The sequence below is a fragment of the Kamptonema animale CS-326 genome, from assembly GCF_028330895.1.
Taxonomy (GTDB): domain Bacteria; phylum Cyanobacteriota; class Cyanobacteriia; order Cyanobacteriales; family Microcoleaceae; genus Kamptonema; species Kamptonema formosum.
On the sequence record NZ_JAQMUA010000261.1, the window covers coordinates 1 to 6952 of the forward strand.

General features: G+C 43.9%; 4 protein-coding genes. 2 read left to right on the forward strand and 2 right to left on the reverse strand.

The window, feature by feature from the left end; translation table 11 throughout:
- The first annotated feature begins 185 nt into the window (after positions 1-185).
- Complete coding sequence (locus tag PN499_RS15260) at positions 186-590, forward strand: DUF4278 domain-containing protein (protein ID WP_007357560.1); 405 nt, start codon at positions 186-188, stop codon at positions 588-590.
- 142 nt (positions 591-732) lie between these two features.
- Here the strand turns inward: PN499_RS15260 and PN499_RS15265 are convergent, their stop codons facing one another.
- Positions 733-1920, reverse strand: coding sequence for an RtcB family protein (locus PN499_RS15265; protein ID WP_272032845.1), 1188 nt, complete (start codon positions 1918-1920; stop codon positions 733-735).
- 905 nt (positions 1921-2825) lie between these two features.
- Positions 2826-4028 carry a coiled-coil domain-containing protein gene (locus PN499_RS15270; RefSeq protein WP_272032846.1) on the reverse strand — a complete coding sequence of 401 codons (1203 nt, stop codon included), beginning with the start codon at positions 4026-4028 and terminating at the stop codon, positions 2826-2828.
- A gap of 1241 nt (positions 4029-5269) precedes the next feature.
- On the opposite strand from PN499_RS15270, the gene PN499_RS15275 reads away from it, so the two are divergent.
- Positions 5270-6904, forward strand: a complete 1635-nt coding sequence (locus PN499_RS15275; protein WP_272032847.1) for an MBL fold metallo-hydrolase — start codon at positions 5270-5272, stop codon at positions 6902-6904.
- The last annotated feature ends 48 nt before the right edge of the window (positions 6905-6952 follow it).

Genomic DNA, 6952 nt, shown 5'->3' on the forward strand with positions numbered 1-6952 from the left:
CCCCTAGCCCCTAGCCCCTAGCCCCTAGTCCCTCGTTAAAAGTAAGTCGAAATATTAAATTTTGTCAACGAACCCTGTTATTTGTCAAAACAGTAAAATACAATACAGAAAGAAAGAAATTTTTTCATCAGGGAAGGACATCTGACCTTAAAACCACTCCCCTACTCATAAAAGGAACAAAAGATATGAAACTGACTTATCGCGGCACTAACTACGAAAACGACATTTCCGCAGTCGAGATGGTTGAAGGTGAAATCGGCGGCAAATATCGGGGTCAAAGCTGGAACTACCGTTATCCCAGACATATTCCCGTTCCTGAACAGGCATACAATCTGAAGTATCGCGGCGTAGAATACAACACCAAAAGAACTCAAGAAGCGGAAGTGGTAGTTGCCAAAACAGTTGTAGAGCCTGTTCTCGCGATCGCAGCCTCCCGCGCCAAAGCCTGCACAGCAGTACCCGACATTGCCAAAGTCCACCGCGCCAATCTCTGCAATATCCTCGACCGCCGACTGCAAATAGCCAAAGCTAAAGGCGATGAAAGATTACTCCGCTTACTAGAAAGTGAAGCCGCGCAAATGGCCTGTTGAATATCTGGGGGACAACAAATTTGAAAGGTAAATCAAAAGAAACCCAGTCGATCGAACTGGGTTTCTTATTGTCCGCCGATAATTGTTGGTAACGTCGCCATCTTGACGGTATTTTTACCGCCAAGATGGCGGCGTTACTTCCTTAACCCTTAACGCAAACTACTTGTTTAAGTGTTGCCACCACTTCTACTAAGTCTGATTGCTGGTTCATCACTTCATCAATTGGCTTATAAGCCCCTGGAATTTCATCCAAAATCCCCTCATCTTTGCGGCACTCAACTCCCTTGGTTTGTTCAATCAAATCATCCAGCGTGAAGACATTTTTGGCCTTATTGCGAGACATCAATCGTCCCGAACCATGAGAACAACTACAGTAACTTTCCGCATTGCCTTTGCCTTTAACAATGAAAGATTTTGCTCCCATTGAACCGGGGATAATTCCGTAGTCTTCAACCCTCGAACGCACAGCGCCCTTACGAGTGACATAGACATCTTCACCATAATGCAGCTCTTTTTCTGCATAGTTATGATGGCAGTTCACCTGTAAAATTGGCTTAGTAGGTTTACCTCCCGCGACGTGCTTCTCAACAATTCGCTTAAACCGAGCCATCATTACATCACGGTTAAAACTCGCATAATTCTGAGCCCATTGTAAGTCGTGCCAATAGGCCGCAAACTCTCGCGTACCCGCTACAAAGTAAGCTAAATCTTTATCCGGTAGAGAAATCTCCGCTAATTTCGCTAACTCTTTCGCAGTATCGATATGGTGTTGAGCTAACATATTACCAATACCACGCGAACCAGAGTGCAGCATTAGCCAAACAAAGTTTTCAGTGTCAATGCAAACTTCAATAAAGTGATTGCCACCCCCAAGGGAACCCAGTTGTTTTAAGGCTTTCGCTTCTGAACGTTGAACGCCTTGATGAAGTTCTTTAAAATCCCGCCATCCTTGCCAGTTAGTAACAGTTTTTTCAACTTCTTTATTCTCCGAAAAACCTACGGGAATTGCTGCTTCAATTTCCAGACGAATTTGTTTGAGTTTCCCTTCGAGTTTGTCAGCTTTAAAGGGCATTTTAATCGCAGCCATACCGCAACCAATATCAACGCCCACAGCCGCAGGAATAATCGCTTCTTTAGTAGCAATAACTGAACCCACTAAGGCACCTTTACCCAAATGAACATCTGGCATTAGTGCAACGTGCTTAAAGACAAAGGGTAAAGATGCCACATTTTGCGCCATCTTGGATTCATCCTTACTAAGGCCATGATTTGCCCAAGATAGCACTGGGGTTGAGTTTGAGGTGGAAAGTTCTAATTGTTGGTACGGCATTTGCCTGTCGCCTTTGTCTAGTCTATTCAGCTTGCATTTTTATACTACACAATTGTAGTACAAGTGTCAAGGTGTAGACTTCCTAGTAGTATCCCGATACTGTAGGAAAACAGAAAAAGACCTCTCCTCCCTCCACTCAAGGCTAAATCAGGAGATGCACCCTGGTTAATCAACCTTGACCAATTGCAGCTAGGTTTTATCTGTATCACAGCGAAGTTTAAAAATCATCCGGAAACATCCCCCCTCAGACCGGAGACTAAATTAGTAGATGCACCCTGATTAATTAACCCTAACCAATTGCGGTCAGGGTTTTTTTATTTGTTTCCCAAAAAGTTTTAAAAATCATCCGGAAACATCCCCCCTTCTACCGGAGACTATATTAGTAGATGCACCCTGATTAATTAACCCTAACCAATTGCGGTCAGGGTTTTTTTATGCGTTTCTCAGTAAAGTTTTAAAAATCATCCGGAAACATCCCCCCTTCTACCGGAGACTATATTAGTAGATGCACCCTGATGGATGAACCCTAACCAATTGCGGCTAGGGTTTTTTATTTGCCTCCCAGTAAGTTTTAAAAAGCACCATCAAATATCCCCCTCCGAGCGCTGATGTCGAGTTAGACTGACAACTAAAAGAGGGAATTATTAGGACTATTCGTGATATTGCGATCGCCAAATTTTAGCAAATTCCCGAATCATCAAAAATTATGAGGTTTTAGCTGCCATACTCACTTTCTCCTTTCCCAATTTTTCTAACCTTTGTTTAACAGCTTCTATGTTTCTGGAACCAGTTTCGTGCGAATTTACGATAACTCTGGCTCCATCAATGCACAAATTCCCTGACAGAAGATTCTAGATTTTGGATACTTTAACCCAAAATCTAAAATCGAATAGCGCTGGAAATGCTTAGCGAGAAAAGGTGCGGTTGCGCCACTTGTTTAACTTAGATTCGCCAATTCCAGCCACAGTTTGCAATTGAGCTAGCTGTTCTTGCAAAGTCTTAATAGTATTGACTTGTTCTTGAGACTGCCGCTGCAAAGCTTGATAAGTTGTCAGCGATATGTTATTACTTGCCTGACTTTTTAGATGCCACAACTCTGTGATTTGAGCTTGCAAAGATGCGATCGCTGCTACCTGTTCTTGAGACTGTCGCTGTAAAGTTTCGTAACTTTCTAACGGTACGCTATCTCTAACTTGATTTTCCAGCTTTTGTAAGTCTGCAACTTGAGCCTGCAAAGATGCGATCGCAGCCACCTGCTCTTGAGATTCCTTCTGTAAAGTTTGGTGACTTTCTAAAGGTACGGTATCTCTAGATTGAGTTTCTAGATGACTTTGCAACTCTGCAACTTGAGCTTGCAAAGATGCGATCGCTGCTACCTGTTCTTGAGATTCCCGCTGTAAAGTTTGGTGACTTTCTAACGTTACGCTATCTCTAGATTGAGCTTCCAGATGACTTTGTAACTCTGCAACTTGAGCTTGCAAAGATGCGATCGCTGCCACCTGTTCTTGAGATTCCTGCTGTAAAGTTTCGTAACTTTCTAGAGAGACGCTATCTCTAACTTGATTTTCCAGCTTTTGTAACTCTGCAACTTGAGCTTGCAAAGATGCGATCGCTGCTACCTGTTCTTGAGATTCCCGCTGTAAAGTTTCGTAACTTTCTAGAGCTACAGTCTGTTCTCCTTGACTTTCCAGATGTTGCAGTTGAGCGATTCGTTCTTCCAAAGATGCGATCGCTGCCACCTGCTCTTGAGATTGCTTTTGCAAAGCTTCGTAACTTTCTAGCAATTCCTTTGACTGTGCAACAGAATTTTCCGGGGACTCGACAGCCGTACCACTCTCGTGACTTTGGCCCTCAGTTGTTTCATCTTTTAATTTTGAAACCTGTTTCGGAGAGCCCGAACCATGTTGCAAGGAAAAAGTTAACTCTGCTCCATTGCTAGACTTAAGCAACTCGCTCCGAGCAATGCGCTCGAATAGCTCAGACTTTGATATGCCCAGCTTTTCTGCGATCACCGTCAAGCGATTAGCCCCTGTCGGTGTCAGCGAGACTCCGACCTTGACTTTGCTCTCTAAATATGTACTAACAACATTTCGTTTGTTTTTTGGCATTGGCATTTTCCTTTGCCAATCTACACAAATTAGTGTAGTGGCTTAAATGTGTCCTCTAAATCTTATTATTTATTAAATTCTGTATTTGAGAGCATTTTTAATCCGATCTCCTAATATTGAGTCTGACTTTAAAGCTCACGCTTGTTGCATAATTGCAACAAAAAAACCTCACCTATTTCTGCTAAAGAAACGGCTTCTTAGTAGTAGAGAAGCGAGCGTAAGTTACTCTGTAAACCCGCTTAGTGCGGTGCACCTTGGCGTTCTCATCAAACGTGGTAAATTTCTCTATCAAATTTTTTGTTTTTCAGCTTATGCCTACAACCAATCTGAGAAATTTTTTGGTCTTTAATGAGAAATAGGGAAAAGTTTTTAGCAAAAGATTTTGAATTTTCGTTTGCTTTTACCCTTGTGCACGTTCTTTTTATACAATGCACTGAAGTCTGATGATATTAAGAATTATCACAATAAATTAAGCTCCGAATTAATAGGCTAACATCCTTGCCAACAAAGGGTTTAAATCTACTAAAGTTCCCAAATTTTGTTACAAACAATAATAATTCACTTATTTTAGAAGCTGGTCTATTTCTTGATAATTAGCATCAAACCTATGGCAGGCAAGAATTTGGTCAGTTTTACTGTGAGCGGACAAAAAATCGCACTATAAATATTTGTATAGATATGTCAAAATTACCTCAATAAAACTTTCTCAAGTTGGTGAAAAAATGTCGCGATGCCTGCGGCTGGCTGCGCCCGCAAATCTTAGGAATATGTAAAGAATTGTTGCAAAATTAAGGGTGTAGACTGGGGATCGTCGAGCTACTAATGCTGAGTTTGAGAGCTTAGGCGTACAGTAGGAAGAGAACCTACGTAATTACTGGGATTTATTTGTAATTACTACCCCACACAAATTTGAGGAAAATAAACTGTAAAAAAGTAATAGTTCGATACTCTGTTTTTGCAATTTGGTCAACAGCCTAACAAGACCATAAAGCAAACGGATAATTAGTACCTATTCTTGAAAGTAAATTTTATAACTCCCCTAGTGATAGCAAGTCGCTCTACAAGTCACCTAGTTTATGGCACGATGAAAAAAGAACCTAAATATTAAACTTGAAAAAAGTAAACTTTGGAAAAGTTTAGATAAGTTCTATGAAGCAAACTGATTAAATCAGCACGCTCTCGCTATAGCATTGAAAGTTGCGACGCAAGTTGCTTAGGATTGCAGGGGGCTAACCATCGTGATGGAGCTGGAATGTTTACCTTATGGGGCGGGTCATGCAGAGGATGGCCTCTGTTTGCTGGTGCGAATGGGGCAGCACCGGATTTTACTAGACTGCGGCCTAAAGGACATTTCACCGCTAATATCTTCAGAAAAATCCCTGCCAGCGGACTTAGTTTTTTGTACCCATGCCCACCCAGACCATGCTAGAGGTTTGCTAGCACTCCACCAGTCTTTCCCGCAATTGCCGATTTACGCCAGCGAGGTGACAACCCAACTCTTAGCCTTGAATTGGCCAGAGTTGGCAGCTAGCGAGCACCCACGGTTTTGTCAGGCCTTGCCTTGGCACTCTCCAGTTGAACTCCGCAGAGGTCTAGGGGTGCAGTTGTTCCCCTCCGGGCACCTACCAGGAGCAGCGGCAATACTGCTGACCTATGCGGCTCCGCACCGCACCTACTCCCTGGTTTACACGGGAGATTTTTTTCTATCTAATTCTCGCTTAGTTGAAGGATTGCCCTTGGGAGACCTCCGAGGACTCAAGCCAGACGTACTGATTCTCGAAGGTAGTTATGGCACGGCGCGTCATCCCCACCGCCGCCAATTGGAAAATCAGCTAGCAGAGCGCATTCACCGCGCGATCGCAGATGGTTACTCGGTACTTCTACCTACATCAACTCTCGGACTTGGGCAAGAATTGCTGATGCTACTGCGGAGTCATCACTACTTCACTGGCAGAGACTTAGATATCTGGGTTGATGGAGCCGTTGCCCAAGGTTGCGACGCTTACCTAGAACTTTTACCCCATTTTCCTACAGCCGTTCAGAATTTTGCTCAGCATCAACCCCTATTTTGGGACGAACGAGTGCGTCCTCGCTTACGCCGCTTGTCTCCAGAACAGCGTGGTACTCTCGGCAAAGCACCCTGCATTATCATCACTGACGAAACAGCGGATTTAAGTCTCTACGTTACTAAGCAAAATGGCCCTTGGATATTGCTGCTACCTCAAAAGCCGGGATACCCGCCGAAAGGGTGGCCGGAAACCTTACAGGGGTCGGGACTTCGTAGTGTAGAAAGTTATCTACTCGCAGAGCATTCTGATGGCCCCGGCACTACGCAGCTTATTCACAATTTGCGCCCTCAGCATATAATTTTCGTTCACGGCTCCCCAACTTATTTAGCTGATTTGGCGAATTTGGATGAGTTACGGAACCGTTACCAGTTGCATACTCCAGCGGCGGGTACGTTGGTAGAGTTGCCGATTGGCGAGACATTTTTGCAACCGGCGATGCCAGAAACTCACTATGAAGGGGAGTTGGCGGAGATGGGGACGGAGGTAGCAATTAGTTTACCGAATACTATTGCCTCCGATCCGCGCTGGTCAAATTTTGCGGATACGGGTTTGGTAGAGGCCCGTTGGCAGGGTGAGGAGTTAGTATTGCGGGGGCTCTCGCAGCGGGAATTGATTAGTATTGGTAGCGATCGCCCTTTGCCAGTAGAGTTAGAATGTTGCGGCAATTGTCAGCACTTCCGAGGACAGCGTTGTTGGAGTCCTCTATCTCCTTTGTTTGGCTTTAAGGTTACGCCTGATGGGTTTTGTCCCGTGTTTGAATCGATTCATACTTCTGAGCCTTCTAGTGATAACGAAGATAATGGCTAATTGCTAATGGCTAATTCAGGACTTACGAATTATTTACGTAACGCCGCC